Annotated in this window: 20 protein-coding genes; 5 read left to right on the top strand and 15 right to left on the bottom strand. The window is 75.3% G+C overall.

Going from position 1 to position 26,331, the window contains the following annotated elements; genetic code table 11:
* Nucleotides 1–20: 20 nt before the first annotated feature.
* The 3 genes from ATL51_RS24665 (at nucleotide 21) to ATL51_RS24655 (ending at nucleotide 3,985) form a co-directional block, all read left to right on the top strand.
* Entirely contained in the window at nucleotides 21–2,927 is a 2,907-nt protein-coding gene (locus ATL51_RS24665; RefSeq protein WP_100880078.1) for a BTAD domain-containing putative transcriptional regulator, read from the top strand.
* 134 nt (nucleotides 2,928–3,061) lie between these two features.
* Nucleotides 3,062–3,598, top strand: a complete 537-nt coding sequence (locus ATL51_RS24660; RefSeq protein ID WP_157818506.1) for a DUF4333 domain-containing protein — start codon at nucleotides 3,062–3,064, stop codon at nucleotides 3,596–3,598.
* A 3-nt stretch (nucleotides 3,599–3,601) separates the two neighbouring features.
* The gene (locus ATL51_RS24655) at nucleotides 3,602–3,985 is read left to right on the top strand and encodes a hypothetical protein (RefSeq protein WP_100880076.1); all 384 of its coding nucleotides are present in this window, start codon (nucleotides 3,602–3,604) and stop codon (nucleotides 3,983–3,985) included.
* Nucleotides 3,986–4,153: 168 nt separating this feature from the next.
* Here the strand turns inward: ATL51_RS24655 and ATL51_RS24650 are convergent, their stop codons facing one another.
* The 9 genes from ATL51_RS24650 to ATL51_RS24610 all read right to left on the bottom strand — a co-directional run bounded on the left by ATL51_RS24650 (nucleotide 4,154) and on the right by ATL51_RS24610 (nucleotide 15,854).
* Entirely contained in the window at nucleotides 4,154–5,392 is a 1,239-nt protein-coding gene (locus ATL51_RS24650; RefSeq protein ID WP_100880075.1) for a methyltransferase domain-containing protein, read from the bottom strand.
* Nucleotides 5,393–5,416: 24 nt separating this feature from the next.
* Nucleotides 5,417–6,529, bottom strand: coding sequence for a glutamate 5-kinase (gene proB / locus ATL51_RS24645; protein WP_073578057.1), 1,113 nt, complete (start codon nucleotides 6,527–6,529; stop codon nucleotides 5,417–5,419).
* 7 nt (nucleotides 6,530–6,536) lie between these two features.
* On the bottom strand, nucleotides 6,537–8,036 hold the full coding sequence (gene obgE / locus ATL51_RS24640; RefSeq protein WP_073578058.1) for a GTPase ObgE: 1,500 nt from the start codon (nucleotides 8,034–8,036) through the stop codon (nucleotides 6,537–6,539).
* 120 nt (nucleotides 8,037–8,156) lie between these two features.
* The gene (rpmA, locus tag ATL51_RS24635; protein WP_020624745.1) at nucleotides 8,157–8,414 is read right to left on the bottom strand and encodes a 50S ribosomal protein L27; all 258 of its coding nucleotides are present in this window, start codon (nucleotides 8,412–8,414) and stop codon (nucleotides 8,157–8,159) included.
* A gap of 12 nt (nucleotides 8,415–8,426) precedes the next feature.
* A complete protein-coding gene (gene rplU, locus ATL51_RS24630) occupies nucleotides 8,427–8,732 on the bottom strand; it encodes a 50S ribosomal protein L21 (RefSeq protein WP_020624746.1) in 306 nt (101 codons plus the stop codon).
* 181 nt (nucleotides 8,733–8,913) lie between these two features.
* Nucleotides 8,914–12,306, bottom strand: a complete 3,393-nt coding sequence (locus ATL51_RS24625) for a translation initiation factor IF-2 N-terminal domain-containing protein (protein WP_100880074.1) — start codon at nucleotides 12,304–12,306, stop codon at nucleotides 8,914–8,916.
* A 168-nt stretch (nucleotides 12,307–12,474) separates the two neighbouring features.
* Nucleotides 12,475–13,293, bottom strand: coding sequence for a TIGR03936 family radical SAM-associated protein (locus tag ATL51_RS24620; RefSeq protein WP_208623066.1), 819 nt, complete (start codon nucleotides 13,291–13,293; stop codon nucleotides 12,475–12,477).
* A 46-nt stretch (nucleotides 13,294–13,339) separates the two neighbouring features.
* A complete protein-coding gene (locus ATL51_RS24615) occupies nucleotides 13,340–13,888 on the bottom strand; it encodes a GNAT family N-acetyltransferase (RefSeq protein WP_073578063.1) in 549 nt (182 codons plus the stop codon).
* Complete coding sequence (locus ATL51_RS24610) at nucleotides 13,881–15,854, bottom strand: TIGR03960 family B12-binding radical SAM protein (RefSeq protein WP_100880924.1); 1,974 nt, start codon at nucleotides 15,852–15,854, stop codon at nucleotides 13,881–13,883. The genes ATL51_RS24615 and ATL51_RS24610 overlap by 8 nt, the downstream gene beginning before the upstream one ends.
* A 493-nt stretch (nucleotides 15,855–16,347) precedes the next feature.
* Between ATL51_RS24610 and ATL51_RS24605 the strand changes: the two genes are divergently transcribed.
* Entirely contained in the window at nucleotides 16,348–17,523 is a 1,176-nt protein-coding gene (locus tag ATL51_RS24605; protein ID WP_226365887.1) for an acyl-CoA dehydrogenase family protein, read from the top strand.
* A 207-nt stretch (nucleotides 17,524–17,730) separates the two neighbouring features.
* On the opposite strand, the gene ATL51_RS24595 is transcribed toward ATL51_RS24605, so the two are convergent.
* The 3 genes from ATL51_RS24595 to ATL51_RS24585 are packed head-to-tail and all read right to left on the bottom strand — an operon-like array spanning nucleotide 17,731 to nucleotide 20,439.
* A complete protein-coding gene (locus ATL51_RS24595; RefSeq protein WP_100880071.1) occupies nucleotides 17,731–18,132 on the bottom strand; it encodes a hypothetical protein in 402 nt (133 codons plus the stop codon).
* Between the two features lie 37 nt (nucleotides 18,133–18,169).
* On the bottom strand, nucleotides 18,170–19,351 hold the full coding sequence (locus ATL51_RS24590; protein WP_100880070.1) for a fatty acid desaturase family protein: 1,182 nt from the start codon (nucleotides 19,349–19,351) through the stop codon (nucleotides 18,170–18,172).
* 29 nt (nucleotides 19,352–19,380) lie between these two features.
* Nucleotides 19,381–20,439 (bottom strand): ferredoxin reductase, encoded by a 1,059-nt coding sequence (locus ATL51_RS24585; protein ID WP_100880069.1) that lies wholly within the window; start codon nucleotides 20,437–20,439, stop codon nucleotides 19,381–19,383.
* 87 nt (nucleotides 20,440–20,526) lie between these two features.
* On the opposite strand from ATL51_RS24585, the gene ATL51_RS24580 reads away from it, so the two are divergent.
* Nucleotides 20,527–21,336: a MerR family transcriptional regulator gene (locus ATL51_RS24580; RefSeq protein WP_100880068.1), complete on the top strand. Its 810-nt coding sequence runs from the start codon at nucleotides 20,527–20,529 to the stop codon at nucleotides 21,334–21,336.
* Between the two features lie 13 nt (nucleotides 21,337–21,349).
* Here the strand turns inward: ATL51_RS24580 and ATL51_RS24575 are convergent, their stop codons facing one another.
* From ATL51_RS24575 to ATL51_RS24565, 3 genes are all read right to left on the bottom strand, one after another.
* The gene (locus ATL51_RS24575; protein ID WP_301549172.1) at nucleotides 21,350–24,601 is read right to left on the bottom strand and encodes a carboxyl transferase domain-containing protein; all 3,252 of its coding nucleotides are present in this window, start codon (nucleotides 24,599–24,601) and stop codon (nucleotides 21,350–21,352) included.
* A complete protein-coding gene (gene dapA, locus ATL51_RS24570) occupies nucleotides 24,547–25,425 on the bottom strand; it encodes a 4-hydroxy-tetrahydrodipicolinate synthase (RefSeq protein ID WP_073578071.1) in 879 nt (292 codons plus the stop codon). Before dapA ends, ATL51_RS24575 begins: the two co-directional genes overlap by 55 nt.
* A 90-nt stretch (nucleotides 25,426–25,515) precedes the next feature.
* Nucleotides 25,516–26,292, bottom strand: a complete 777-nt coding sequence (locus ATL51_RS24565; RefSeq protein ID WP_100880067.1) for a hypothetical protein — start codon at nucleotides 26,290–26,292, stop codon at nucleotides 25,516–25,518.
* Nucleotides 26,293–26,331: the final 39 nt, after the last annotated feature.

Raw genomic sequence — 26,331 nt, 5'->3', positions numbered from 1 at the left:
CATCTTCGTAGGGTCGGGGTATGTCCGGTCCTGCCGTGCCTGCGGAGGCGGTCCCCCCGCAGGCGTCGTCACTGCAGCTCTCGGTCCTCGGTGGTGTGCGGGCGAGCCGTGACGGCGACGACCTGGCGCTCGGCGGGCCGCGCCCGCGGGCGCTGCTCGCCGCGCTCGTCGTCGCCGCCGGGCGTCCGGCCACCGAGGACCTGCTCATCGACGCCGTCTGGGACTCCGAACCCGCCCCGGCCTCGAAGCAGGCGCTGCACACCTACGTCGCCCGGCTGCGGGGTGTCCTGGAGCCCGGCCGCTCGGCCCGCGGGGCCGCGACGGTACTGGTCCGCGGCAGCGGCGGCTACGCCCTGGCCGTCCGGCCCGAGCAGGTCGACGTGTGGGCGATGCGCGAGCTCGCCGCCCGCGGCGCGACCGCGCTGGCGCAGCGACGCCCGCACGAGGCGGTGTCCGTGCTGGACCTGGCGCTGGCCACCGGCGACGGCACCCCGTTCGGCGACCTCGCCGACCGCGCCTTCCTGGCCGCCGAGGTGGCCGCGCTGACCGAGCTGCGCGCCGGGATCCGCGAGGACCGGGCCGCCGCCGCGCTCGCCACCGGCGAGGACGTGACGCTGCTCGACGACCTGGCCGCGCTCACCGCCGAGTACCCGCTGCGCGAGCGCGCGTGGGAGCTGCGGGCCCGCGCGCTCTACCGCGCCGGGCGCCAGGCCGACGCCCTCGCCGTCCTGCGGACCGCGCGGGACCTGCTCGCCGAGGAGCTCGGCGTCGACCCGGGGCCCGGACTCGCCGCGACCGAGCGGGCGGTGCTCGCCCACGACCCGGAGCTGCTGCACCGGGCCCCCGCCGCCGACGCCCCGGCGCCCGCCGCCGGGGCCACCCGCAGGCCGCTGCCGGTGCCGTCGACGGCGCTGCTCGGCCGCGACGACGACCTCGCCGGGCTGCGCGCCGCCCTCGACGCCCACCGGCTCGTCACCGTCGTCGGCCCCGGCGGGGTGGGCAAGACCCGCGTCGCGCTGGCCGTCGCCGCCGACACGGGCGGTCCGGTGTGGTGGACCGAGCTCGCCGACCTCGCCCCGGGGACCTCCGGCGCGCTGCTCGCCCCCGTCGTCGCCGAGGCCGCCGGGGTGCTCACCGCCCAGGGCGCCGACCAGCTCGCCGCCGCCCTGGCCGGCACCCCCGGCCTGCTGGTGCTCGACAACTGCGAGCACGTCCTCGACGCCGTCGCCGAGCTGCTCACCACGCTGCTGCCCGAGTGCCCCGGCGTGCGGGTGGTCGCGACCAGCCGCGAGCCCGTCGACCTGCCCGGTGAGCAGCTGCTGGAGCTCGCGCCGCTGTCCCCCGCCGCGGCCGAGCAGCTGTTCCTGGACCGCGCGTCGGCCGCGGCGCCCGGCGTGGCCCCCACCGGCGACGACCGGGCCCGCGTCGCCGAGGTCTGCGCCCGGCTCGACGGGCTCCCGCTGGCCGTCGAGCTGGCGGCCGCCCGCAGCCGCACCCTGTCGGTCGGGGAGATCGCCGACGCCCTCGACGACCGGTTCTCCCTGCTCGTGGGGGCCGGCCGGGGCACCCCCGCCCGGCACCGGAGCCTGGAGCACACCATCGCGCTGTCGGTCGACGACCTCGGCCCGGCCGATCGGTGGCTGTTCGGGGCGCTGTCGGTGTTCACCGGCGGGTTCGACTCGGCCGCGGCCGCCGACGTCGCCGGGGTGCCGGTCCGCGACGGGCTGGCCACGCTCGTCGCGAAGTCCCTGGTCGGCGTCGACACCGGCGCACCGGGCCCCCGCCGGTTCGCGCTGCTGGAGTCCCTGCGTGCCTTCGGCGACACCCTGCTCGACGACGCCGCGCATACGGCGGCCCGCACCGCGCACCGGCGCTGGGTCCTCGACGTCGTCACCGAGGCCGACGCCGCCTGGCTCGGCCACGACGCGGCCCGCTGGTTCGGGCGGGTCCGAGCCGAGCAGCCGAACGTGCGGGCCGCGTTCGGGGCCGCGCTCGCCGACGGGAGTACCGCCGCGGTCGACGACGCGCTGCGCCTGGCCGGGGTGCTGGGCTGGTACTGGTACCGCTTCGGCCGGGTCGCCGAGGGCATCGGGTGGGCCACCGCCGCGCTGGCCGCGGCCGGGCCGGACGCCGACCCGGAGGCCGTCGGGCTGGCGCACTTCGCCTCCGGTCCCCTGCGCTACCTGGCCGGTGACCCGGCCGGTGCGGCCGCCGACGTCGCCGCCGGGCTGGAACGGATGGACCCGGCCCGGCACCCGACGAAGGTCGCCCGCGGGCTCGCGTTCCGGGCCTACCTGGCCGCGGCGGCCGACCCGGCGGCCGCACAGGCCCTGCTGGGCGAGGCACTCGCGGTCTCGCGCGCGGCCGGGGACGGCCCCGGTGAGTCCGAGACGCTGATGGCCGCCGGGCACCTCGCGCGCCTCGGCGGGGACACGGCGACGGCGCTGGACGTGCTGCGGTCCGCGGTGGCCGTCGCGCGGCGGGCCGGGCACGGGTTCGCCGACGGGTCCTCGCGCTGGCACCTGGTGAAGACCCTGCTCGACCGCGGCGACCCGGCCGCGCTGGACGAGGCGGAGTCGCTCGTGCGGTTCCTCGGTGGCGAGCCCGACGTGACGTCCTGGCTGGTCGCGGTGCACGCCCTCGCGGGCGCGTTGGGGCAGTCCGGGGACGGCGTACGGGGCGCCCTGCTGCTGGGGGCGGTGTCCGCGGTCGGCGGCGAGGTCGGCTACCGGCCCGAGGAGATGGACCCGCAGGACTCCGAGCGCAACGTCGCCCTGGTCCGGGCCGCGCTCGGCGGCTCGGCGGAGCGGTACGCCACCGCGTTCACCGAGGGCGTCGCGGGTGGGCGGGCGGCGATCGCCGCAGTCCTCGACGAGCTCGGTGACGGCGGCACCGTCGCCACCCGGGTGGTGGGCCGGAGCGCCTGAGCCGCGCTCCGCGGGACCGCGTGCAGGACCCTGCAAGGCCGCTGCAAGTGGAGTGCCAGTGGCCCACCGCAGAGTTCGTGGTGTTCGCCCCACCGGCCGCCCGGGCCGCCGGGGCCACCACCCGAGGAGACACCATGAACGCCACCCTGCGCAGCCTCGCCCGGCTCGGCCTCATCGCCGCGGCGACGAGCACAGTCCTGTTCGGCACCACGGCCTGCAGCCTCGCCTCCGTCCCGGCGGACAGCGTCGAGCAGCAGATCGTCAGCAAGCTGGGCGCGCAGGGCGTCTCCCTCGACAACGGGAAGGCCGACTGCGCCACCGACCTCGACGCGACCGTCGGGGCGAGCCGGACCTGCGAGTTCCACTCCGGTGGCCAGCCGGTCGGCGCCGTCGTCACCGTCACCGCCGTCGACGGGGACACCGTCTCCTTCGACATCACCACCGAGCCCCGCCCGGTGCCGAAGGCGCTGCTGCAGGACACCGTCGGCTCGCTCGTCGCGCAGAACGCCGGCGTCCCGATCGACGCCACCACCTGCGACGGCGACCTCGCCCCCACCACCGGCCAGGCCGTCGGCTGCCGCGTCACCTCCGACGAGGACTCGATCGACGTCCGCGCGACCGTGACCGAGGTCCAGGGCGGTCTGGTCAACTTCGACGTCGAGCAGGTCTGAGCCGTGCGGACCGCGACCTGGCTCTCCGCGCTCGCACTGGTCCTCGTCGCCGGCGCCCCGCTGACCGCCTGCTCGACCGGGCCGGAACGGCAGGTGTGCGGGGTCCTGGAGGCCGACGGCGACGACTACCTCGAGGTGGACCCGGCCGCCTGCCCTGCGCCCGAGGCGGTCGTGTCACCGGCCGGACCGCGGTGGGTACCGGTGTCCGCACTCGACGACGACCACGACCACCACCGCACGGTCGTCGCCCGGTCCCCGGGTACACCGCGGACCTCCGCCGCGCGGACCCCGGCACCCCGGGCGACCTCGGCGCCGCAGACCACGAGGAGGACCACGACGAAGACGACGACGACGACGAGTCCGAAACGGACGACCCGGTCCCGGTGAGCACCGTGCCCCGGTCACCGCGGGCCGGCCGCCGGCGGGCGCGGGGTCCGCCGGCGGCCCGCCCGGGGACGCCGGGTGGGCCGGGGCACCGGGCCACGGGCTCCGCGCCGCCGCAGCGGTGCGGGACCGTGTCGCCCCGGGCCCGGCTCCGGGCCGTGACCCCGCGTGTCAGGCCGTGGCCGGACCCCAGCGCAGCGTCAGCCGGGTACCCGCGCCGTCCACCACCACGTCCGCCGGCCCGGCCCGGTCCACAACGGACCCGCGCTCCGCACCGCCACCGGGACCGGCGAGCGACGGGACGACCGCCTCGATCCGCAGGTCCGCCGCGTGCGGCCGGCCCGCGTCGACCCACCCCGCGACCAGCCCGGCCAGCCGTTCGGCGGCGCGGTCACCGTCCGGCCCGCAGGCCCGCACCGTCGCCTCCGGGTTCGCCAGCAGCACCGCGCACCCGTCGCCCGCGACCAGGCCCAGCGTCGCGCGGACACCACCGAGGTCGAACAGCGCCGGTGCCGCCCCACCCTCGGCCGGGCCGAACAGCCGCACCACCCCCGGGTCGGCGACCGCGCACCACAGCCCGAGCCCGTCCCACAGATCCGCCACCGTGCCCGCCGCTGCCACCGGCCGGTCGGAGCCCGCACCCGTGGTCGCGCGGGCCAGCGCCCGCGGGTCCGGGACGTCGGCGTCATCGGAGCCGCAGGCGGGCTGCACCCGCCACCGGCCGTCCGGCAGCGCGACCTCGGCGCCCGGGTCGGCACCCTCCCCGCGCAGCCGGACGAACGCGCAGCTGCGCACCGACCGCGAGTGCAGCCGTCCCGGAGCGGTGTGGACAAACGCCACCGACAGCTGGCTGCCGCGCACCGTGAGCGGCAGCAGCAGCCGGCCGCCGGGCGCGAGCTGGGCGACCCACTCCGGCCGAACGCCGGTGGAGCCGACGGTCAGCTGGATCCGGTCGTAGGGCGCCGCGGGCGGGTACCCGAGCGCCCCGTCCCCGACGACGACGTCGACGTCGTCGAACCCGGCGGCGTCCAGGTTCGCCCGGGCCCCGGCGACCAGGTCGTCGTCGATGTCGAGGGTGGTCACGGCCCCGTCCGGACCGACCAGCTCCGCCAGCAGCGCCGCGTTCCAGCCGGCCCCCGCACCGATCTCCAGCACCCGGTGTCCCGGCCCGGCCTCCAGCTGTTCCAGCATGATCGCGACCATCGACGGCTGGGAGACCGAGCTGACCGTGACGCCGTCGTCGATTTTGATCGGGACGGCGACGTCGGCGTAGGCCCCGCCGGGGTCGAGGGCCGGCAGGAACAGGTGGCGCGGCACCGTCTCCAGTGCCGCGCGGACCGCGGAGGTGCGCACCCGGCCGTCGCGGACCAGGGACGCGACCAGCGCGGAACGGGCGCGGTCGGCCGACATGCGGGCATTGTGCCCTGCCGCCGTCTAGAGCAGAACGAGGTCGTCCGCGTGGACGAGCTCGCGCCGCTGCTCGGGCGGCAGCTCGCGGGTCCGGCGGCCGATCATGTGCGGCAGCTCGGTCGCGTCGTAGGAGACGACACCCCGTGCGATGGCCCGTCCACCGGGGGCGAGCAGCTCGACGACGTCGCCGGCGTCGAAGTCACCGGACACGCCGTGCACCCCGGCGGCGAGCAGCGAGCGACGACGGCGGCGGACGGCCTCGACCGCGCCGTCGTCGAGGTCGAGGGCCCCACGGACGTCGGCGGCGTGCCGCAGCCAGAACCGGCGGGCACCCATCCGGGTCCCGGCGGCGCGGAACACGGTGCCGACCTCCGGGCCGTCCTCGGTGGTGGCCAGGGCATCGGCGATCCGGTCGGCGGAGGTCAGCAGCACCGGGATCCCGGCCGCCGACGCCATCGCGGCCGCCTCGACCTTGGTGGCCATGCCGCCGGTGCCCAGTCCCGACCCGGGGCGGGTGACGCTGACCCCCGCGAGCTCGGCCGGGTCGTCGACCTCGGTGATCAGCGACGTCCCGGGGTCGCGCGGGTGGCCGTCGTAGAGGCCGTCGACGTCGGAGAGCAGCACGAGCGCGTCGGCGCCGACGATGTGCGCGACGAGCGCGGCGAGCCGGTCGTTGTCGCCCACCCGGATCTCGGCGGTGGCGACGGTGTCGTTCTCGTTGACCACCGGAAGCGACCCGAGCTGCAGCAGCCGCTCCAGCGTGCGCTGGGCGTTGCGGTAGTTCGAGCGGCGGATCATGTCGTCGGCGGTGAGCAGCACCTGCCCGATGCCCTGCCCGTGCCGGGCGAACGACGCCGAGTAGGCGTGGGCGAGCAGCAGCTGCCCGACCGACGCGGCGGCCTGCTGGGTCGCCAGGTCACGCGGCCGGCGTCGCAGCTGCAGCGGCGCGAGGCCGGCCGCGATCGCCCCCGAGGAGACGAGCACGACCTGCGCACCGGCGGCGCGACGCCCCACCAGGGCGTCGACCAGGGCGTCGAGCCGGGCCGGGTCGAGACCACCGGTCAGGCTCGTCAGCGACGACGACCCGACCTTCACCACGATCCGCTTCGCCGCACCCAGTGCGGCGCGCGTGCTCACGCGGGTCTCACTCCTCGATCTCGTGGTCCGACGAGTAGCGGGCGCCCGCGGCGAGCTCGGCGTCGGACAGGTGGTTCCGGCGCGCGCCCCGGGCGCGCTTGCGCTCGGCGGCGCCGACCCGGTCGTTGCCCTCCAGCCGGATGTCGGTGCCGCGCCCGGTGAGCAGGGCGGCGACGCCGGCCGGGGTGGACGGCTCCCAGTCGAAGGTGACCTGGCCGACGGTGACCGGGCAGCCGGGGACGGCTCCGGCCTTGGCGAGCGCCTCCTCCACGCCGAGCCGGGCGAGCCGGTCGGCGAGGTAGCCGACGGCCTCGTCGTTCTCGAACGCGGTCTGGCGGATCCACCGCTCGGGGCGCTCCCCGCGCACGATGAACCCGCCGTCGAGCTCCGGGTCGGGCGTGATGGTGAAGCCGGTGTCGTCGACGGCGCGCGGGCGCAGCACGATCCGGCTCGGCTCGGCCTCCGGGCGCGCGGCACGGGCCGCGGCGACCCGCTCGGCCATCGCGAAGCTCAGCTCCCGCAGCCCGGCCCGGGACGCGGTGGAGATCGCGTACACCGGCCAGCCGAAGCGCTCGGTCAGGTCCTCGCGGACCATGTCGACCAGGTCCGCGGCGTCCGGGACGTCGATCTTGTTGAGCGCGACCAGGCGCGGGCGCTGGTCGATCCGCTCCCCCAGCGCGCTGGTGCCGAGAGCCTCGGCGTAGTGCGCCAGCTCGGTCTCCAGTGCCTCGATGTCGGACACCGGGTCGCGCTCGGTCTCGAAGGTCGCGCAGTCCACGACGTGCACCAGCACCGAGCAGCGCTCGATGTGGCGCAGGAACTCCAGGCCGAGGCCGCGGCCCTCGGCGGCACCCGGGATGAGGCCGGGGACGTCGGCGACGGTGAAGGTGTCGTCCCCCGCGCTGACCACGCCGAGCTGGGGCACGAGGGTGGTGAACGGGTAGTCGGCGATCTTCGGGCGGGCCGCGGACAGGGCCGCCACCAGCGAGGACTTGCCCGCGCTGGGGAACCCGACCAGGCCGACGTCGGCGAGGCTGCGCAGCTCCAGGGTCAGCTCGACCTCGTCGCCGGGCTCACCGAGCAGCGCGAAGCCGGGGGCCTTGCGGGCGGCGGAGGACAGCGCGGCGTTGCCGAGCCCGCCCCGTCCGCCCTCGGCGGCGACGAACCGGGTGCCGACACCGACCAGGTCGGCGACGACCTCGCCGCCGGCGTCGAGAACGACGGTGCCGTCGGGGACCCGCAGCTCCAGGTCCGGGGCGTTCGCGCCCTGCTTGAACGCACCCTGCCCCTGCGTGCCGTTCTTCGCCTCCGCACGGGGGCGGTGGTGGTAGTCGAGCAGCGTGTGCACACCCGCGTCGACGACGAGCACGACCGAGCCGCCCCGGCCGCCGTTGCCGCCGTCGGGGCCGCCGAGCGGCTTGAACTTCTCGCGGTGTACCGAGGCGCAGCCGTTGCCCCCGGCACCCGCGGTCGCGTGCAGCACGACGCGGTCCACGAACCGGGACATGACGGTGCTCCTGTCGTTGTCGTAACCGCGGCGGGGCCGCGGTGGGTGGTGACACGACGAACGGCGGGCCCCCCGTTACCGGGGTGACCCGCCGTCGGCGTCGCTGTGCTGGCGGGTCGCTCAGACCTCGGCCGGCACGATGTTCACGGTCTTGCGGCCGCGCTTGGAACCGAACTCGACGGTCCCGGCGGCGAGGGCGAACAGCGTGTCGTCCTTGCCGCGCCCGACGTTGACACCCGGGTGGGTGGCGGTGCCGCGCTGACGGATGAGGATCTCGCCGGCCTTGACCGACTGGCCGCCGAAACGCTTCACACCCAGGTACTGGGCGTTGGAGTCGCGACCGTTACGGGAGCTGGACGCACCCTTCTTGTGTGCCATGACGCGGGCTCCTTACTTGCCGATCGCGGTGACCTGGACCTTCGTCAGGGGCTGACGGTGCCCCTGACGCTTGTGGTACCCGGTCTTGTTCTTGAACTTGTGGATCCGGATCTTCGGACCCTTGGTGTGCTCGACGACGGTGGCCGTCACCGCGGAGGTGAGGCCGCTGGCGTCGGTGGTCACCTGGTCGCCGTCGACGAGCAGAACGGCGGGCAGAATGATCTCGGCGCCGGGCTCACCGTCGAGCTTCTCGACGGTGACCACGTCGTCGACGGCCACCTTGTACTGCTTGCCGCCGGTCTTGACGATCGCGTACATCGCTGACGCACGACTCCTGAACATCGGGGGCGCATCTGGTGCGCTCGGGCTTTCACAGCTCGCGCCGGTCCCCGGCGCGCACACCACGGCCCCCGTGCCGAACACTGTCGTGTGCAGAGGCGTGGCTTCTGTCGGTCAAGGTTACGCGACCCCGTCGGAGTGCTCTCCGCCGGGGTCGCCGTCACCCTCCGTCCTGGGGCGGACCCGCCGGACGGGAGGCCGCCCGGCGTGGACGGCGGGTACGGGTGACGGCCGCGGCGGGCTCCGGCTGCGCGGCGACGGCCGGAGCGGCCGCCGTTCCCGCGTCGGCCGGTGCCGTCGTGGCCGCCGGCGGAGCGGACTCCTCCGGCGTCGAGGCGGTCGTGATGACCACCGCCTCACCACCGCGGACCGGGGCGCCGCCGGAGCGGCTGACCCGGCGGCGGCGCGGTGCGGGTGCGTCGGGCTCCGGGGCGGCGGGGGGCGTCCCCGCCGGCTCCGGGGCCACGTCCTGGGCCGGGGCCACGTCCTGGGCCGGGGTCGCAGCCTGCGGGGCCCCGGTGGGCTCGGCGACCACCGGGGCGGCCGAACCGGTCAGCTCACCGCGCGGCTCGGCGACGACGGTCTCGTCGTCGGCCGGGGCCGGTGCGGGTGCGGCGTCGGTGACGGTGGTGTCGGCCGTGGCCGGCACGGAGACCCCGGTGGACCCGGCGGCCGCGCCGTCGTCGCCCTTCGGGCTTCTGCCCGCGGCGACGGCCGCGGCACCCGCGGCGGCGTCGACGCGCGCGGTGTCGCCGGAGCCGTCCCGGTCCCCGGCACGGTCGGAGCCGTTGCGGTGTCCGGAGCCGTTGCGGTCGGGAGCGTGGCGGTCGGCGTCGTGGCGGTCGGCGTCCCCGTTCCCGGAGCCGCCGTGGCCGGACTCGCCGTTGCCGGGCTCGCCGTTGCCGTTGCCACCGCGGCGACGACGGCGACGCCCGCCGCCGTCGGAGTCGCCGTTGCCGGCGTTCCCGGAGCCGGACCCGTTGCCGGATCCGCCGCCGTTGCCGTTCCCGTTGCCGGAGCCGTTCCCGTTGCCGGAGCCGTTCCCGTGCTGCCCGCCGTTGCCGGAACGGCCGTGCTGGTGATCCGGACCGGTGTCGGTCGAGACGATCACGCCCCGCCCGCGGCAGTGCTCGCAGGTGGTGGAGAAGTGCTCCAGCAGCCCGCCGCCGACCCGCTTGCGGGTCATCTGGACCAGACCGAGCGAGGTCACCTCGGCGACCTGGTGGCGGGTGCGGTCCCGGGCGAGGCACTCGGTGAGGCGGCGCAGGACCAGGTCCCGGTTCGCCTCGAGCACCATGTCGATGAAGTCGACGACGATGATCCCGCCGATGTCACGCAGCCGCAGCTGGCGGACGACCTCCTCGGCCGCCTCCAGGTTGTTGCGGGTGACGGTCTCCTCGAGGTTGCCGCCGGAGCCGGTGAACTTGCCGGTGTTGACGTCGACGACGGTCATCGCCTCGGTCCGGTCGATCACCAGGGTGCCGCCCGAGGGCAGCCAGACCTTGCGGTCCAGCGCCTTGAGCAGCTGCTCGTCGATCCGGTACTCGGTGAAGACGTCGGACGGGCCGGTGTGGCGGTGCATCCGGTCGGTGAGCTCGGGCGCGACGTGCCCGACGTAGCCGGACACGGTGTCCCAGGCGTCGGCGCCGGACACGATCAGCTTCGAGAAGTCCTCGTTGAACTGGTCGCGGACGACCTTGACCAGCATGTCCGGCTCCTCGTAGAGGAGCGTCGGGGCCTTGGGTGCGCCCGGGCCGGTCTTGTTCGCCTTCTCCTTGACGACCTCCCACTGCGCCTGCAGGCGGCGGACGTCGCGCTCGAGGGCTTCGTGCGAGACCCCCTCGGAGGCGGTCCGGATGATCACACCGGCGTCGGCCGGGACGATCTCCTTCAGCATCTCCTTGAGGCGCTTGCGCTCGGTGTCGGGCAGCTTGCGGGAGATGCCCGCGGCGCCGCCGGAGGGCACGTAGACCAGGAAGCGGCCGGCGAGGGAGATCTGCGTGGTCAGCCGGGCGCCCTTGTGGCCGACCGGGTCCTTCGTGACCTGCACCAGCACCTGGTCGCCGGAGGACAGCGCCTGCTCGATCTTGCGCGCCTTGCCGTTGAGGCCGGCGGCGTCCCAGTCGACCTCACCGGCGTAGAGCACGGCGTTGCGGCCGCGCCCGATGTCGACGAAGGCCGCCTCCATCGAGGGCAGCACGTTCTGCACGCGGCCGAGGTAGACGTTGCCGACCATCGAGCTGCCGGAGTTGCCGCCGGTGATGAAGTGCTCGACGAGGATGTCGTCCTCGAGCACGCCGATCTCGGTGCGGTCGGAGCGCTGGCGGATCACCATCTGGCGGTCGACCGACTCGCGCCGGGCCAGGAACTCCGACTCGGACAGGATCGGCGGACGGCGGCGGCCCGCGTCGCGGCCGTCCCGCCGCCGCTGACGCTTGGCCTCGAGCCGGGTGGAGCCGCGCACGCCCTGGACCTGGTCGTCGGAGGACGACCCGGAGTCCTGGCGGGACTCGCTCCGGGCCTCGCGGACCCGGGTGACGGTGTTGGGCGGGTCGTCCTCGGAACGGTCCTCGACGTCGGACCCCCCGCGACGACGACGGCGCCGCCGGCGGCGCGAGCCGCCCGGGGACTGCTCGTCGGAGTCGTCGGCGTCCTCGGAGTCGGAGTCCTCGGAGTCGGCCCCGGTGGAACCGGCGTCCTCGGAACCGGACTCGTCGGAGTCCTCCGAGTCGTCGCCGTCCTCGCCGGAGTCCTCGCCGCCCTTGCCGCGGCCGCGGCCACGACGGCCCCGGCGGCGACGACGGCGGTTGCCGTTCTCGTCCTCGCCGTCGTCGTCGGAGCCGTCGCCCCGGTCGTCGGCGTCGGTGGTCCCGTCGGGGTCGGCGTCGTCGGCCGCCGGGGTGGCGGCCCCGGAGTCCGCGGCCGGGGACGCGGTGGTGTCGGTGTCGCGGTCCTTGCGACGGCGGCTCTTACGGCCGCGGCGGGCGCCGCCGTCGGTGCCGTCCTCGCCACCGGGCTGCTCGGCCGCGTCGTCGACGGCGGGCTCGGCGGCCGCCGGGGCGGTCTGCGCGGCGCCCTGGGCGGTGGGGGCCTGGAACATCGGGACGGCGAAGACCGGCGCCAGTGCGGGCGCGGACCCGCCCCGGGAAGCACCGGAACCGGTGTCGAACGGGTTCGCCCGGACCTCGGTGGTCGCGTCCCCGGCGTCGGCCGAGTCGATGTCGAGCACGGCTGCGGCCTCGGCGAGTGCGGCGTCCGGCGTGTCGGCCGCGGGGGCGGCCTCCGCCGCGGCGGGCTCGGCCCCGTCGGTGGGGTCCGGGGAGGTGGCCCCGGCGGCGTCCGTGACCGGGCGCAGCGCCGCGACGACCTGCTCGGCCGTCGCACGGGTGATGCTGGACTGGGCGCTACGGACCTCCTGGCCCAGACCGACCAGGGTCGCCAGGACATCGCGGCTCGCCGTGCCCAGCAGCTTGGCCAGGGCATGGACCCGCATCTTCTCCGGCAGCTCGGAGAGCCCGCCGGTGCTACCGGCGGGCGCGTCGTTCACGGACATTCAGCTCCTTCGCCCCCGGGCGCCTCACGTCGGAGGCGGCCGCTCAGGGACCTTGCGCGTACGTTCCGCAGCTCGCGCGGGTTGCGCGGTACGGCACATCTGGTGTCGCTCCCCGGTCTTCGGGGATGGTGCTCGACGCCGGACCGGAGGCGGGAAGTGCCGTCCGCGTCAGGAACCGTCCGGCCGGGCCCGGGTCGCCGGGACCGCACCGAGCGGATCCACCAGGTCGCACCCGTCGTCGAGCAGGCCCTGCGCCAACCGGGTGGCCGTCACCGGTACCGGCGGCGCCAGGTCTGCGACGACGGTGAGCGCGCCCAGTACGTCATCGGGTCGGACGGTCGGTGTCGTCAGCCGTACGACCGCCGTCAGTATCGCACAGTCGGTGACCGAACCCGGGGAACCCGCCGCCCCGGACGGGACATGATCGGCCGGTGTGCCGCTCACCTGCGGTTCGACCGACAGAGTCACGACGGCGGCGCGCACGTCGATCTCCTTGCGCCCGGACGGGGTCACCCGGGTCACCACGACCGAGGTCTCGGCGAGGAACCGCTCGACCGCGGACCGCACCTCGGCGGGGTCGAGCCCGCGGATCTCGAGCCGCCAGCGGGCGGCGTCGATCCGGTCGGCCAGCGCGGGCGGCGTCGCGACCGCCGCCGCGACGACGTCGAGCCCGTCGGGCAGCGCCCGGTCCATGGCCTCCCGGACCAGCTCCGGGTCGACCTCGCGGGTCAGCCCCATCTCGACGTACTCGGCCTCGCTGGCCGCCCCGGTCGGGGCGGCACCGACCCAGGACAGCCGCGGGTGCGGGCTGAAGCCGTGCGAGTGCGAGACCGGGACACCGGCCCGGCGGACCGCGCGTTCGAAGCTGCGGGCCACGTCGCGGTGCGAGAGGAACCGCAGCCGGCCGCGCTTGGCGAAGCGCAGGCGGACCCGCTGCACCGTCGGGGGTGCCGGGTTCGCCGCAGCTCCTGCCTTCACGCGTGCCATGACCGGTGAGTCTAGGAGGCCGCCCGGCCGCCCCGACCGGGACGGTCTACTGCTCCAGTACCAGCAGCGCGTCGCCGGCGGGCCGGAACCCGGCACGCCGGTAGAACGCGGCGCTCCCCGCGGTCGGGGCGAGCATCAGCCGCCGGTACCCGCGGGCCCTGGCGTGCGCGACGACCGCCGACAGCAGCACCCGCGGCACCCCCGCCTCGGTGAACGCGGCGAGGACGAAGGCGTTCCCGACCTGCCCGGTGCGCGTGCCACGGCCCCCGGGGCGGGGCATCTGCACGGTCTCCAGCACGTTGATCGACCCGACCGGTGTCCACCCGGCGCGGTCGCTGCCCGCCTCGGCCACCCAGAACGCCCGGCGCGGCTGCTCGACCCGCCACCAGGCGGCGAACGACTCGGCGAACGACGGGTCCTCGACCGGCCGCCCGGCGCGCTCCTCCAGCCAGAGGCGGCGCAGCCGGGCGAGCGCGGCGACGTCGCGTTCGTCGGCGACCCGGACCCGCAGGCGTCTGCCGCCGTACTCCCAGGAGGACCCGTCGGCGTCGGCGACGGCCGGGTCCGGGATCGAGGACAGTCCGTTCTCAGCCACCCGGGTGTGCGCCCCCGAGCGACCCCGCGGCCGAGGCCGTCGGGTTGACCACGGTCAGCGGCAGCAGGGTGGTCCCGCTGGGGCCGACCTCGATGTCGGTACCGGTGGACGGGCAGACGCCGCAGTCGAAGCACGGCGTCCAGCGGCAGTCGTCCTGCTCGCGGCCGTCGAGCGCGTCCTGCCAGTCCTCCCAGAGCCAGTCGCGCTCCAGGCCGGAGTCGAGGTGGTCCCAGGGCAGGATCTCGTCGGCGTCGCGCTCGCGGGTGGTGAACCAGTCCAGCGACACCCCCTGCGGCTCCAGGGCCTCGGCGGCGGAGTCGACCCAGCGGCGGTAGGAGAAGTGCTCGGACCAGCCGTCGAACCGGCCGCCGTCGCGCCAGACCTTCTCGATGACGGCGCCGACCCGGCGGTCGCCACGGGCGAGCAGTCCCTCGATCAGCGAGGGCTCGCCGTCGTGGTAGCGCATGCCGATGTTGCGGCCGATCTTCCGGTCGGCGTTGACCGCCTCGCGCAGCTTGCGCAGCCGGGAGTCGACGACCTCGGGGTGGCACTGCGCGGCCCACTGGAACGGGGTGTGCGGCTTCGGGACGAACCCGCCGATGGAGATGGTGCAGCGGACGTCGTTGCGCCCCGACGCCCTCCGCCCGGCCTCGATCACCCGGTAGGCCATGCCGGCGATCTCCAGGACGTCCTCGTCGGTCTCGGTGGGCAGCCCGCACATGAAGTACAGCTTGACCTGCCGCCAGCCCTGGGAGAACGCCTCGGCGCAGGTCCGGATGAGGTCGTCCTCGGAGACCATCTTGTTGATCACGCGGCGGATGCGCTCGGAGCCGCCCTCGGGGGCGAAGGTCAGCCCCGAGCGGCGGCCGTTGCGGGAGATCTCGTTGGCCAGGTCGATGTTGAACGCGTCGACCCGGGTGCTCGGCAGCGACAGCGAGGTGTTGGTGCCCTCGTAGCGGTCGGCGAGGCCCTTGGTGATCTCGGCGATCTCGGAGTGGTCGGCACTCGACAGCGACAGCAGGCCGACCTCGTCGAAACCGGAGGCGCGCACCGACGCGTCGACCATCTCGCCGACGCCCTGCAGCGACCGCTCCCGCACCGGGCGGGTGATCATCCCGGCCTGGCAGAACCGGCAGCCGCGGGTACAGCCGCGGAAGATCTCGACGCTGGCCCGCTCGTGCACGGTCTCGGCCAGCGGGACCAGCGGCTTCTTCGGGTACGGCCAGTCGTCCAGCTCGATCGTGGTGCGTTTCTGCACGCTCGCGGGGACCCGCTCGTCGGCCGGGGTGACGGCGGCGATGTGACCGTCGTCGGCGTAGGTCACGTCGTAGAGGGACGGCACGTAGCAGCCGGGCGTCGACGACAGCCGCAGCAGCAGCTCCCGGCGCCCGCCCGGGCGTCCCTGCGCCTTCCAGTCCCGCACGACGTCGGTGATGTCGCCGACGACCTCCTCGCCGTCACCGAGCGCGGCGAGGTCGACGAAGTCCGCGACCGGCTCCGGGTTGAACGCCGCGTGCCCACCGGCGACGACGACCGGGTGGCTCTCGTCGCGGTCCCGGGCGTGCAGGGGGATCCCCGCCAGGTCGAGCGTGGTGAGCAGGTTGGTGTAGCCGAGCTCGGTGGAGAAGGAGACGCCGAGGACGTCGAAGTCACCGACCGCGTGGTGGGCGTCGACGGTGAACGACGGCACCCCCGACTCGCGCATCAGGGCCTCGAGATCGGGCCAGACCGCGTAGCAGCGCTCGGCCAGTGCGTCGGCGCGCTCGTTGAGGACCTCGTACAGGATCTGGACGCCCTGGTTGGGCAGGCCGACCTCGTAGGCGTCCGGATAGAGCAGTGCCCAGCGGACGGCCGCGGAGTCCCACGGCTTGACCTGCGAGTTCCCCTCACCGCCGACGTACTGCACCGGCTTGGCGACGCGGGGCAGGATCGGCTCCAGGGCGGGGAATACGGAGGTGGGTGCCACGCTGCACCAGGGTAGCCACGTCCGTTCGGGACGAACCAGCGGGTCGCGTCCGACCGAACGCGGGGTGTGGAACCCGAGCAGTACACCGACGTCGGCGCGGTCCGGCTGTGCCACCGGTCCTTCGGCGACCCGGCCGGCCCGGTGGTGGTTCTGGTGATGGGCCTGGGTCGTCCTTGGACTGGTGGCGCGACGACCTCTGCGCCGCCCTGGCCGGCCGCGGGTTCCGGGTGGTGCGGTTCGACAACCGCGACGTCGGCCGCTCGACGCACCTGTCCGGCCCCGGATCTCGGCCTGGGGGTTCCTGACGCGCCGGGCCCGGCCGGTCTACACCCTGGCCGACATGGCCGACGACACCGGCGGGCTGATCGCCCGGGTCGCGCCGTCCGGGGCGCACGCCCGCTGAGGCACGCGTCACGGCGGACCGGCGGGCCGGGCACCTACGCTGGCGCCGACCTGCTCCCCACGCGCGTCCCCGAACTCCCAGGAGACCCCCGTGCCCGTGACCGACGCCGAGCTGCACGCCCGGTTCCGCCCGCTGTTCGAGAAGATCGCCGCCGGCGCGGTGGAGCGCGAGCTGAGCCGCAGGCTGCCCGTCGAGGAGATCGCCGCCCTGCGCGACGCCGGGTTCGGCGCGGTCCGGCTGCCGGTGGAGGCCGGCGGCGCGGGGGCCTCGCTGCGTCAGCTGTTCGCGCTCCTCGTCGAGCTGGGCGCGGCGGACTCGAACATCCCGCAGGCGCTGCGGACGCACCTGCTGTTCGCCGAGCTGTGGTCGGCCGGTGCCGCCGACGACCCGGTGCTGCGCGGTCGGCTGGAGCAGGTCGCGGCCGGCAGGCTCGTCGGCAACGCCATCTCCGAGCGCGGCGGCGTCGTGCGCAACTCCTCCACCACGGTGCTGCGCCGCGACGGGGACAGGCTGCTGCTCGAGGGCGAGAAGTTCTACTGCACCGGCACGCTCTACGCCGACCTCGTCGACGTCGTCGCGCTCGACGAGGACGGCAGCCGGGTGAGCGTGCTGGTGGAGACCTCCGCGCCCGGTGTCGAGCGGGTCGACGACTGGCGCGGGTTCGGGCAGAAGCTGACCGCCAGCGGCACGACCCGGTTCACCGCGGTCGAGGTCGACCCGGCCCAGGTGCGACCCGCCCCGACCGATGCCCACCAGCCGGTCCGGCAGGGGTTCCTGCAGCTGGTGCAGCTGGCGGCGCTGGCCGGGATCGCCCGCCGCGCCGCCGACGACGCCGCCGCCTACGTCCGCGACCGGCGCCGCAACTGGCCCTACGGCAACGCCGACCTGCCCAGGGACGACCCGCTGGTGCAACAGGTCGTCGGGAAGGTCGACGCGGCCGCGTTCACCGTCGCCGCCGTCGTCGACGCCGCGGCCGCCTCGCTGGAGCGGGCGTTGTCCGAGCCCGGCCACGGCCCGGCCGCCGAGCTCGACGTGTACCGGGCCCAGTCGACGGTGCCGCAGCTGGTGCTGGACGCGACCTCGGAGCTGTTCGAGGTCGGCGGCGCGTCCACCGTCGACGTCGACCGGGCGCTGGACCGGCACTGGCGCAACGCGCGCACCCTCGCCGTGCACAACCCGATCGTCTACAAGCAGCAGGTGGTCGGGGCCTTCGCGCTGAACGGGACGGTGCCGGTGCTGTCGCTGTCCCCGGGCGTCGCGGGCTGAGCGGGGCTCACCGGCCGGCGCGGGCGGTGAGGGCGGCGCGCGTGGCGTCGTCGGCGGCAGGAAGGTCTCCAGCGCCAGCTCGGCGAGGGTGACGTCGCGCCGAGCCTCCGGTGGTCGGGTTCGACATCGTCGTGACCGACGGCGACGGCCGGATCGCGCAGGTGCACGGCTTCGACGTCCTCCCCGCCCTGTAGCGGGCCGGGCCGGTCAGTGGACGACCGGCCCCGACGACGGGCCGTGCGCCCAGGACGGCGGCGGGCCGGGTTCGGCCCGCCGCCGCGGGACGACGAATGCGGCCACGGCCGGCAGCCCGGCCAGGAGCATCCCGTGCTGCAGGCTCAGCAGGTAGCCGAGCCCCCGGCCCAGCGCGAACGGCGCCTGCGGGTCGAACAGCGTCCACGCCGAGCCGGCCAGGAGCAGTACGGCCCCGGTCAGCGGTGCACCCGGGGACAGACGGGCGGCGAGCACCACCGCGCCCAGCAGCAGCCCGCCGACGAGCAGCAGACCCGAGCCGGCGGGGACCCGGTCGAGGTCCATCCCCGCACCGGCGACGACCAGCGCCACCGCCGTCTCGACGAGCCCGACCAGGATCCCCACCAGGTGCCGCACGATCGCCCCTCCGCCGACCCGGACGGATCGGAAGCTATCAGCGCTTCCCGTTCGGCAGGGCCAGTCGGTTGATCGTGCCCAGGACCTGCATGTACTGCTTCCACAGCGGCCCGGTCGTGTACTCCAGCCCGTACTCCCGGCACAGCTCCCGGACCTCGGGGGCGATCTCGGCGTAGCGGTTGCTGGGCAGGTCCGGGAACAGGTGGTGCTCGATCTGGAAGGACAGCTGGCCGGTCATCAGGTGGAAGTACCGGCCGCCGTCGAGGTTGGCCGAGCCCAGCAGCTGACGGACGTACCACTCGCCGCGGCTCTCGTCCTCCAGCTGCTCCTCGGTGAACTGGACCGCGCCGGTCGGGAAGTGGCCGCAGAAGATGACCGCGTGCGTCCAGACGTTGCGCACCAGGTTCGCGGTGAGGTTGCCCGCGAGCACCGGCAGGAAGAACGGCCCGGCCAGCGCGGGGAACGCGACGTAGTCCTTGAGGATCTGGCGGCCGGTCTTGCGGCCGATCGCCTTGATCTGCTGCCAGACCCGGCTCAGCGGCTTCTGCCCCGCCACGACCTTCTCGACCTCGAGGTCGTGCAGCGCGACGCCGTACTCGAAGAACAGGCTGAGCAGGAAGTTGTAGAGCGGGTTGCCCAGGTAGTACGGCGTCCACCGCTGTTCCTCGGACAGTCGCAGGATCCCGTAGCCCACGTCGCGGTCCTTGCCGACGACGTTGGTGTAGGTGTGGTGCATGTAGTTGTGCGAGTGCTTCCACTCCGCCGAGGACGAGACGTTGTCCCACTCCCAGGTCGACGAGTGGATCTTCGGGTCGCGCATCCAGTCCCACTGGCCGTGCATGACGTTGTGCCCGATCTCCATGTTCTCGAGGATCTTGGCGATCGAGAGCATGGCGGTCCCGGCGATCCAGGCCGGGGGCAGGACACCGGCGAACAGCAGCGCGCGGCCGCCGATCTCCAGGGCGCGCTGCTTGCGGATGACGCCGCGGATGTACTCGGCGTCCGAGGCGCCGCGCTCGGCGAGGACGCGGTCGCGGATGGCGTCGAGGCGACGGCCGAGCTCCTCGATCTGCTCGGCGGTCAGGTCGGTGGTCGCGGCCACGTCCTCGCGGCGCGACGACGGCACGAGTTCCAGCACCGGGCGCTGCGGGTGCTGCTCGCGGCCGGTCTCCTCCGGGCCGGGCTCGGCGTGCGTGGGGTTCTCCAGGACGGCGGTCATGAGGACCTCCTTCGGTCGGAGCGGGTGGATCAGGGAAGGTCGATGCGGGCGGGCCCGCACGCGGAGTTGATGCAGGTCTGGACCAGGTCGCCGGGCTCGCCGTGCGCCTCGCCGGTGCGCAGGTCGCGCACCCGGCCCTCGCGCAGCGGCAGCACGCAGCCGAAGCAGATGCCCATCCGGCAGCCGCTGGGCATGAGCTTCCCGGCGGCCTCCCCCGCCTCGAGGAGGCTCTGGCCGGACTCGACGACGACGTCGTCGCCGCCGAGGTCGACGGTGCCGCCGGTGCCCTCGGTGGCGCGGGCCGGCGGGGTGAAGCGCTCGGCGGTGACGCCGTCCCAGGCACCTTCCAGGGCGTCGAGCAGGCCGTCGGGGCCGCAGGCGTACACGGCCCGGTCGGCCCTGTCGGCGACGGCGGCGTCGAGGGTCGTGGGGTCGAGCCGCCCGGAGACGGCGCTGTGGCGCAGCACGACCCGCAGCGACGGGTGCCGCGCGGCGAGGCCGGCCAGCTCGGCGCGGAAGATCGTGTCCTCCGACGTGCGGGCGCCGTGCACGAGCACGACGTCGGGCATCGTCCCGGCGCGGTCGAGCGTGCGCAGCATGCCCATCACCGGGGTGATGCCGCTGCCCGCGGTGACGAACAGCAGCTTCTCCGGGAGCGGGTCGGGCAGGACGAAACCGCCCGCCGCCTGGTCGAGCTCGACGATCGTGCCGATCGGCAGGTCGCGGACCAGGGTCGGCGACACGGCGCCGCCGTCGACCTCCTGCACGGTCACGGTGAGGTGCTCGGCGTCCTCGGGCGAGGTCAGCGAGTAGCTCCGGGTGAGCCGGACGCCGTCGACCTCGACGCCGATGCCGACGTACTGGCCGGCGCGGTGCCCGGCCCAGGCGCGCCCGGGCTCGATGGTCACCGAGACCGCACGGCCGGTCTCGCGGCGACGGGCGACGACCCGGCCGCGCAGCGACGTGGTCGACCAGAGCGGGTCGACCAGTGTCAGGAAGTCCTCGGGCAGCAGCGGGGTCGTGAGGGCGCTCGCGGCGGCCAGCAGGCCCCGGCGGCGCGAGGTCGTGCCAGGAGCGGATCGGAACATGACATCAACTGTGCACGGTTTGATGTCACATAGCAACCGGTGCCTCCTGGATCCTGTGTCACATGCTCGCCTGTTATTCTTCGTGTCATGGTCGAGGACCCGGAGTCGGCGGACTGGCGCACCATCGACGAGCTGGCGCGGTCCAGCGGTGTCACGGTGCGCAACATCCGCGCCTACCAGTCCCGGGGGCTGCTGCCTCCGCCGCAGGTCAAGGCCCGGACGGGCTACTACGGCCCCGGTCACGCGGCGCGTCTGGAGCTGATCCAGGACCTGCAGGACGAGGGCGTCAAGCTCGACACGATCAAGAAGCTGCTCGACACCACCGGTGGCTCCACCGAGCAGGTCGTGCAGTTCATCCGGACCGTCCGCGCGCTGTTCGCGCCCGAGGACCGGCAGATCGTGCACCTCGCCGAGCTCGCCGAACGGTACGAGAGCACCGACGTCGGCGTCGCCAAGCGCGGGGTCAAGATGGGCCTGCTGCGCGAGCTGGGCGACGACACCTACGAGGAGATCAGCCCGCGGCTGATGAACGCCGCGGCCGAGCTGACCGGTCTCGGCATCCCGATCACTCGCTCGCTCGACGTCGTCGAGCAGCTGCGCAAGCACGCCGACGCCGTCGCCCGGCTCTACGTCGATCTGTTCCTCGGCGAGATCTGGCAGCCCTTCGACGCCGAGGGCCGTCCCGACGACCAGTGGCCGCGTGTCTACGAGACGATCGAGCGGATGCGCCGCATCTCCGGCGAGGTCATGATCGCCGTGCTGGAGCTGGCCGTGGCCGAGCGGGTCGACGTCACCTTCGGCCGCGACATCGTGCGCAACGTGAAGACCACGAGCGCGGGTCCCACGGTCGCACCCGACGCCGCGGAGCCGTCCACGGACGGGGCGGAGCGGTCCTGACCACCGGCGCCGGTCAGCGCCCGCGCAGCGCGCGGGAGACCACGGCCCGGGTGTCGGCGGGGTCGATGACGTCGTCGATCTCGAACACCGTCGCCACGCCGAGCGCCTTGCCGCGCTCGTAGTACCCGGCGACGAGCTCGTCGTAGCGGGCCCGCCGCGCGGTCTCGTCGGTGATCGCGGCCAGCTCGTCGCGGAAGCCGAGGCGGACCGCGCCCTCCAGCCCCATCCCGCCGAGCTCGCCGGTCGGCCAGGCCACGGTGAGCACCGGCGCGTGCAGGTCACCGCCGGCCATCGCCATCGCGCCGAGGCCGTAGCCCTTGCGCAGCACGACCGTCACCAGCGGCACCGTCAGCCGTGCGCCGGCGACGAACATCGCCCCGAACCGGCGGACGGTCGCGGTGCGCTCGGCGTCCGGGCCGACCATGAACCCCGGGGTGTCGCACAGCGACACGACCGGCAGCCCGCGGGCCTGGCACAGCGCCAGGAACGCGGCGGCCTTGTCCGCGGCGTCGCCGTCGATCGCGCCACCGAGGTGCTCGGGGTCGTTGGCGATCACGCCGACGGCGCGGCCGTCGAGCCGGGCCAGTGCGGTGACCAGCCCCGCGCCGAACCCGCCGCGCAGCTCGACGACGGAGCCGGTGTCGCACAGGGTGTCGACGACGCGGCGGACGTCGTAGGCGCGCAGCCGGTTCTCCGGGACGAGGTGGCGCAGCAGCCGCTGGTCGGCGTGCCCGCCGGCCACCGGGTCCCCGGCGACGTGGCGCAGGTACCGGCGGGCCGCGGCGGCCGCGGCCCGGTCGTCGGGCACGAGCAGGTCGACCACGCCGTTCGCCCACTGCACCGGCATCGGGCCGACATCACCGGGGGCGACGACGCCGAGCCCGCCGCCCTCGATCATCGCCGGGCCGCCCATGCCCAGGCTGCTGCCCTCGGTCGCGACGATCAGCTCGCAGGCCCCGGCCAGGGCCGCGTTGCCGGCGAAGCAGTAGCCGGCGACGACCGCGACGGTCGGGACCCGGTCGCGCAGGCGGGCGAACAGCCGGAAGGTCGGCACGTCGAGCTGGGTGACGGCGGAGGTGTCGGTGTCCCCCGGCCGCCCGCCGCCGCCCTCGGCGAACACGACGACCGGCAGCCGGTCGCGCTCGGCGAGCTCGAGGAGCCGGTCGGTCTTGCGGTGGTTGAGCACGCCCTGGGTGCCGGCGAGCACGGTGTAGTCGTAGGCCAGCACGGCGACCGGGCGTCCGCCGACGGTCCCGGTGCCGGTGACGATCCCGTCGGCGGGGGTGCGGGCGACGAGCTCGGCGGTGCTGCGCCGGGCCCGCTGCGCCGCCAGGGTCAGCGCGCCGTACTCGACGAGGCTGTCGGGGTCGAGCAGGTCGGCGACGTTCTCCCGGGCGGTGCGCCGCCCTGCCGACCGCCGGCGTGCGACGGCGGCGGGCCGGCCGGCGTCGAGCCCGCCGTGGTGGCGGTCGCGGACCTCGGCCAGGTCGGGCCGGATCCGGTCGGGGTCGACGTCCTCGCCACGGCCGGGGGCGTCCGCGGCGTCGGCGTCGGCGAGGACGGCGAGCAGCTCCCCCGCCTCGACCGCGTCCCCGACGGTGACGACGACCGTCTCCACCCGGGCCGGCCGCTCCGCGATGACCGGGTGCTCCATCTTCATCGACTCGAGGACGACGACCTCGCCGCCCGCGGCGACGACCTGCCCGGCCGGGGTGGGCAGCGCCACCACGACGCCGGGCCGGGACGCGCGCACGGCGGTCCGGTCCGCGGGGACCTCGACCGCCGGGCCCGGCGCCGATCCGTTCCCGGCGGCGTCACCGGTCGCGGGCGCACCGGGCGCGGGCAGCACGGTCTCGCGGGGCGCCGCGGCCAGCTCGGCCAGGTGCCGGTCGACGAAGGTGGTGTCCAGTGTCCCGTCGACCAGCTCGGGGCGGGCGAGGACGGCCTGCAGCAGCCCCAGGGTGACCGCGACGCCGGCCACGTCGAACCCGGCGAGGGCACGCCGGGCGGCGGCGGCCGCGGCCGCCGGCGTCGCCCCGCGGGCGACGACCTTGGCCAGCAGCGGGTCGTAGCGGGGCCCGACCCGGTACCCGGCGTAGCCGTGGGTGTCGACGCGGACCCCGCGCCCGGCGGGCGGCTGGAAGCGGGTCAGGGTCCCGGCGGCCGGGACGAGGGTCCCGAGCGGCCCGACGGTCTCGGTCGTCACCCGGGCCTGCACCGCGGCCCCGCGCGGCGCGGGCGGGGTGGCGAGGCCGAGGTCGGCGAGCCGGGCGCCGTACGCGACCCGCAGCCCCAGCTCGACGAGGTCGAGGCCGGTGGTCTCCTCGGTGACGGTGTGCTCGACCTGGATCCGCGGGTTGACCTCCAGGAACGCGATGTCCTGCCCGGCGAGCAGGAACTCGACGGTGGCGAGGCCGCGGTAGCCGTCGCACAGGCGCAGCGCGGCCTCGTGCAGCCGCGCGCGCACCGGGGCGGGCACGGCGGGGGCGGGCGCGATCTCGACGAGCTTCTGCCGGCGGCGCTGCGCGGAGCAGTCCCGGTCCCCCAGCACGACGGCGCCGGTGCCGTCGCCGAGGACCTGCACCTCGACGTGCCGGGCGGCCGGGAGGAGGCGTTCGACCTGCACCGCACCGTCGCCGAACGCGGCGAGTGCCTCGGACGAGCAGCGGCGCACGGCGTCGTCGAGGTCGGCCGGGTCGGTGACCGGGCGCATCCCGCGCCCGCCGCCGCCGGAGCGGGCCTTGACCATGACGCCGCCGCCGGGGCCGAGGCGGGACAGCAGCGCGGCGCCGTCGGCGGGTTCGACGGCCTCCAGCACCGGTACGCCGAGCGCCCCCGCGTGGTCGCGGGCGGCGGCCTTGTCCCCGAACAGCTCCAGCGTCCGCGGCGACGGCCCGACGAACACCACGCCGGCGTCCGCGCAGGCCCGGGCCAGCGCCGGGCTCTCGGAGGCGAACCCGTAGCCGGGGTGCAGCGCACCGGCCCCGCCGTCGACGGCGGCCCGCACCAGCGCGTCGACGTCGAGGTAGGCGGCGGCGCCGGTGCCGGGCAGCGCGACGGCGGCGTCGGCGCGGGCGACGTGCGCGCAGGCGGCGTCGTCGGCCGCGTGCACGGCGACCGTGCGCACGCCCAGCCCCGACGCCGTCTCCATGATCCGGACGGCGATCTCGGCGCGGTTGGCGACGAGCAGCGCCCCGGGGAGCGCGGGGCTCAGGACAGCAGGCCCGCGGCCCGCAGCGCGGCGCGGACGTCCTCGTGGTGCCACTCGTCCAGCGGCACCAGCGGCAGCCGGATCCCGCCGGGCATGAGTCCCAGCTCGGCCAGCGCCCACTTCACCGGGATCGGGTTCGGCTCGGAGAACAGCGCCGCGTGCAGGCCCGCGAGGTCGGCGTCGAGCGCGGAGGCGGTCTCGGCGTCACCGGCGACGGCGGCCTTGCACATCCGGGCCATCGTCTCGGGGGCGACGTTCGCGGTCACCGAGATGTCGCCGTGGAACCCGGCGAGCATCGACGCGCGGGCGGTGCCGTCGTCACCGGAGTACAGCGCGAAGTCGTCCAGGCCCAGCGCGACGAGCTCGCGGACCCGGTCCAGGTCGCCCTTGGCCTCCTTGAGGCCGACGATGTTCGGGATCTCCGCCAGCCGGGCCACCGTCGACGGCAGCATGTCGCAGGCCGTGCGACCCGGGACGTTGTAGAGGTACTGCGGGATGTCGACGGTCTCGGCGATCCGCTTGAAGTGCTGGTAGAGGCCCTCCTGCGGAGGCTTGTTGTAGTACGGCGTCACGAGCAGCGCGCCGTCGGCGCCGGCCGCCCGCGCGGCGCGGGTCAGGTGGATCGCCTCGGCGGTGGAGTTCGCCCCGGTGCCGGCGATGACCGGGACCCGGCCGTTCGCGACCTCGATGGTGCGCCGCATGACCTCGGTGTGCTCGAGCACCGACAGCGTGGACGACTCGCCGGTCGTGCCGACCGAGACGATCGCCGCGGTGCCCGCGTCGACCTGCCGCTCGACGAGCTCGCCGAGGGCCGTGTGGTCGACCTCGCCGCTGTCGTGCATCGGGGTCACGATCGCGACGATGCTTCCGGTGATCATGCCGGGCCTCCCTGGTACCGCTGCTCCTGCCGGTGCGACCGTAGCAAGCGGGACCGACGTCCCGGTGCGGGTTTCCTCTCAGCCGCCGGCTCAGCCCAGGGCCAGCCGGGCCGGCTGGACCGACCGCGTGATCCGGCGCACCGCCTGCACCGCGATCATCCCCGCCGCGACGGTCGCGACGACGGTGACGGCGATCGGCCGGTCGTTGGCGACGACGCCCAGCAGCGCCCAGCACAGCGCCCCCGCGAAGCCCGCGAACCCGGCGGTGGAGCCGACGACCGACAGCACGACCGCGGTGAGGATCACGAGCAGCAGGATCGCCGCGACCTGCGGGAGCACCCCGTCTGACGGCAGCCCGACCGCGACGCCGGCCGCCATCAGCCCCAGCACCAGCGCGGCCGAGGACCAGCCGAGATAGACGGCCAGCGGCAGTCGCATCGCCAGCCGTTCCGCCCAGCCGTCGGCGACGCTGCGGGACAGCCGTCCGTAGACGACACCGAGCGCGACGACGAGCAGGACCAGCAGCACCTCGGCGGTGACCACCCAGCGGTTCGAGAAGGCCGCGATCCACAGCGGGTTGAGCACCGCGGTCGCCGCGACCCACCAGCCGACGCGGCGGTGCACCTCGCGGCCGCGCTGGCCGGGCAGCAGGGCGTAGCCGGCGTAGACCAGCACGCCCAGGTAGATCAGACCCCAGATCGAGAACGCCCATCCCGCGGCCAGCAGCGGGGTGTCGTAGTCGCGCGCGACGGCGCCGATCCCCGACCCCCCGGACGCCGACACGAGTACCTGCAGGATCGCCAGGACCGCCACGACGACTCCACGGACCAGGTCCGCGGTCGTCGGGCGCGGGGTGAGCACGGTCATGGCCCACATGGTGGACCGCGGGGACGGCCTCTGCCATCC

It is taken from the genome of Pseudonocardia alni (assembly GCF_002813375.1).
GTDB classification, from domain to species: Bacteria; Actinomycetota; Actinomycetes; order Mycobacteriales; family Pseudonocardiaceae; genus Pseudonocardia; species Pseudonocardia alni.
The sequence above is the reverse complement of the archived record's forward strand: the minus strand, read 5'-3'. Positions and strand labels throughout refer to the sequence as shown.